2 protein-coding genes are annotated in these 3,765 nt (G+C 70.5%); both read left to right on the plus strand.

The genetic code is table 11. The annotated features are described in order from the left end of the window. The first annotated feature begins 213 nt into the window (after positions 1 to 213). Positions 214 to 1,275 (plus strand): phenylalanine--tRNA ligase subunit alpha, encoded by a 1,062-nt coding sequence (gene pheS, locus ACLN58_RS19390; RefSeq protein ID WP_415856873.1) that lies wholly within the window; start codon positions 214 to 216, stop codon positions 1,273 to 1,275. A 4-nt stretch (positions 1,276 to 1,279) separates the two neighbouring features. Then, positions 1,280 to 3,765: phenylalanine--tRNA ligase subunit beta (pheT, locus tag ACLN58_RS19395; RefSeq protein WP_415856874.1), on the plus strand; the 2,486-nt coding region annotated here is incomplete at its 3' end.

Here is a 3,765-nt window from a genome sequence, read left to right on the forward strand (position 1 = left end):
GCGCGCGGTTCCCGCGCCGGTGACGGTCACGGTGTCGGGGTGATGCCCCTGATGATCTCCCATCACTCCAAACTAATCTCGCGGATTCTCGGAACCCAGAGGCGGCTGCGCCGTCTACTAGACTTGGCGGGTAGCCGGACCTGCGCCGTGCGCTGGGGCTGGCTCCCTCTGTACCCACTGCCTCTGTACCCAACCGCTGCGTAAGAACGGTCCATGACTGAAACATTGCCCGGCGCCACCGTCCCGGACCCCCTGGACGAGGCCGCCGTCACCGCCGCCGTCAGCCGCGCCCTCGAGGAGATCTCGGAGGCGTCCACCCTGGACGAGCTCAAGGCCGTCCGGCTTGCGCACACGGGGGAGAAGTCCCCGCTCGCGCTCGCGAACCGTGCGATCGGAGCGCTGCCGAAGGAATCGAAGTCGTCGGCGGGGAAGATCGTCGGCGGGGCACGCGGCCGGGTCAACAAGGCCGTCGCGGAACGCTCCGAGGTGCTCGAGGCCGAGAATGACGCGCGGATCCTCGTCGAGGAGACGGTCGACGTCACCGCCGCGCCGCGCCGCCGCCGCGCCGGCGCACGCCACCCGCTCTCGACCCTCCAGGACCGCGTGAGCGACATCTTCGTCGGCATGGGCTGGGAGATCGCCGAGGGCCCCGAGCTCGAGTCCGAGTGGTTCAACTTCGACGCGCTCAACTTCAAGCCGGACCACCCCGCGCGCGAGATGCAGGACACGTTCTTCGTGGAGCCCGTTGACCGGCACCTGCTCCTGCGCACCCACACGTCCCCCGTGCAGGTCCGCTCGATGCTCGAGCGCGACGTGCCGATCTACGTCCTGTGCCCGGGCAAGGTGTTCCGCACGGACGAGCTCGACGCGACGCACACGCCCGTGTTCCACCAGTTCGAGGGCCTCGCGATCGACGAGGGCCTGAGCATGGCGGACCTTCGCGGGACGCTCGAGCACTTCGCGCGGCAGATGTTCGGCCAGGAGGCCCAGATTCGCCTCCGCCCCAACTTCTTCCCGTTCACGGAGCCGAGCGCCGAGCTCGACATCTGGCACCCGGGCGCGAAGGGCGGCCCGCGCTGGATCGAGTGGGGTGGCTGCGGCATGGTCAACCCCAACGTCCTGCGCGCGGCGGGCATCGACCCCGACGTCTACTCGGGATTTGCGTTCGGTATGGGCATCGAGCGGACCCTCATGTTCCGCAACGACGTCGTGGACATGCGCGACATGATCGAGGGCGACGTTCGGTTCAGCGAGCACTTCGGGATGGAGATCTAGGCACATGCGAATCCCCCTTTCGTGGCTGCGCGAGTACACGCAGCTTCCCGCCGGCGCGACCGCCGAGGACCTCATGGCCGAGCTCGTCTCGGTCGGACTCGAGGAGGAGGCCGTGCACCGGCCCTCCGACAGCATCCACGGCCCGATCGTCGTGGGCCAGGTGCTGAGCCTCGTCAAGGAGCCGCAGAGCAACGGCAAGACGATCAACTGGTGCCAGGTCCGCGTGGTGCCCGAGGGCCGGGAGCAGACGCTCACGGGCAAGGGCATTGACCCGTCCGGCGTCCAGGGCATCGTGTGCGGCGCGCACAACTTCGTCGAGGGCGACAAGGTGGTCGTGACGCTGCCGGGTGCGACGCTGCCCGGCGACTTCCACATCGCGGCGCGCAAGACGTACGGCCACGTGTCCGCGGGCATGATCGCCTCGGCGCGCGAGCTCGGCATCGGCGAGGACCATGACGGCATCATCGTGCTCTCGCGCCTGGGCCTCGACCCGGAGATCGGGACGGACGCGCTTGAGCTGCTCGGCCTCACGGATGAGGCGGCCGAGATCAATGTGACCCCCGACCGCAGCTACTGCTTCTCGATCCGCGGGATCGCACGGGAATACGCCCACGCGACCGGCACGACGTTCGAGGACCCGGCCACGCAGGTCAAGGCGCCCGAGAACCTCGAGGGCGGCTATGGGGTGGCCCTCGACGACCGCTCCCCGGTCTACGGCGTGCCCGGGTGCGACCGCTTCGTGGCCCGCACCGTGCGCGGCGTCGACCCCACGCGGCCCACGCCGCCGTGGATGGTCTCGCGCCTGCGCCTCGCTGGCGTGCGCTCGATCTCGCTGCCCGTCGACATCTCGAACTACGTCATGTTCGAGCTTGGCCAGCCGACCCACTGCTACGACCTCGACAAGCTCACGGGCACCATCACGGTGCGCCGAGCCGAGGACGGCGAGAAGATCGAGACGCTCGACGGCAAGATCCGCGACCTCGACCCCGAGGACCTCCTCATCACCGACGAGTCGGGCCCCATCGGCATCGCGGGTGTCATGGGCGGCGCCTCGACCGAGTGCTCGGACGAGACCGTCAACGTGCTCGTCGAGGCCGCGCATTTCGACACCGTGACCGTGGGCCGCTCGCGCCGCCGCCACAGGCTCCCGTCCGAGGCGTCCAAGCGCTTCGAGCGCGGCGTCGACTGGGAGGTCGCGGACGAGGCCGCCCAGCGCGTCGTCGACCTCCTCGTCGAGCTCGGCGGGGGCGTCGCGGACGAGGCAGGGACCGACGTCGGGACCGAGCCCGCGGCCATCGAGATCGTCCTGCCGGCCGCGTTCGCCTCCGAGCGCATCGGCATGGAGTTCTCCGAGGAGCTCATCGCGCGCGTGCTCGGCGACCTCGGGGCGCAGGCGGAGCGCCGCGGTCAGGACTTCCTCGTGACCCCGCCCAGCTGGCGCAACGACCTCGAGACGAAGGAAGACCTCTCCGAGGAGATCGCGCGCCTCGTCGGCTACGACAAGATCCCGTCGCGGCTCCCCGTGGCGCCGCCCGGGCGCGGCTTCACGCGCACGCAGCAGCAGCGCCGTCGTCTCGTGCAGGCGCTCGCGGACGCGGGCCTCACCGAGGTGCTCGCCTATCCGTTCGTGACGAAGGCCGCGAATGGGACTTTCGGGGTCGCTGAGGCCGGCGCCGAGCGCCCCGCGGTCAAGCTCGCAAACCCGCTGAGCGAGGAGTTCGGCTGGCTGCGCACGTCAGTGCTCCCGGGGCTCATCGACGTGGCCAAGCGCAACCACTCGCGCGGTTTCCGCGACCTTGCGCTGTTCGAGGCCGGCCTCGTGTTCCTGCCAGACGGCGGCACGCTCGGCACCGCGACGATCCCGCCGCTGGGCGCGCTGCCCTCCGAGGAACAGCTTGAGGAGCTCGACGCAGGTTTGCCGGACCAGCCGCTTCACGTCGGCGCGATCTTGACGGGCCACGATTCGCCGGAGGCGGCGGACCACGCCCCGCGCGCGTGGGACTGGGCGGACGCGATCGACGTCGCCCGCCTCGCGGGCGACGTGCTCGGCGTCGACCTCGTGGTCGCCCAGGGCGCCCACCAGGCGTTCCACCCCGGCCGCACGGCGCAGCTTTCGCTGCGCTCGGGCGAGCTCGTGGGCTTCGCGGGAGAGCTGCACCCCAAGCTCCTCCAAGAGCACGATCTGCCCGCGCGGACGGTCGCGCTCGAGCTTGACGCCGACGCCCTTTTCGAGGCCGCCCCGGACGTGATCGTCGCGAAGCACATCTCGACGTTCCCCGTCGCGACCCAGGACGTCGCGCTCATCGTCGACGCCGCGATCCCCGCGGACGAGGTCAAGGATGCGCTCCGCGACGGCGCTGGCGAGCTGCTCGAAGAGGTCCACCTCTTCGACGTGTACGCCGGTCCAGGCATCGACGAGGGCAAGAAGTCGCTCGCGTTCGCGCTGCGCTTCCGCGCGCCCGATCGGACGCTCACGGCGGATGAGGCCTC

The organism is Sinomonas sp. G460-2, assembly GCF_047759905.1.
GTDB lineage: Bacteria > Actinomycetota > Actinomycetes > Actinomycetales > Micrococcaceae > Sinomonas.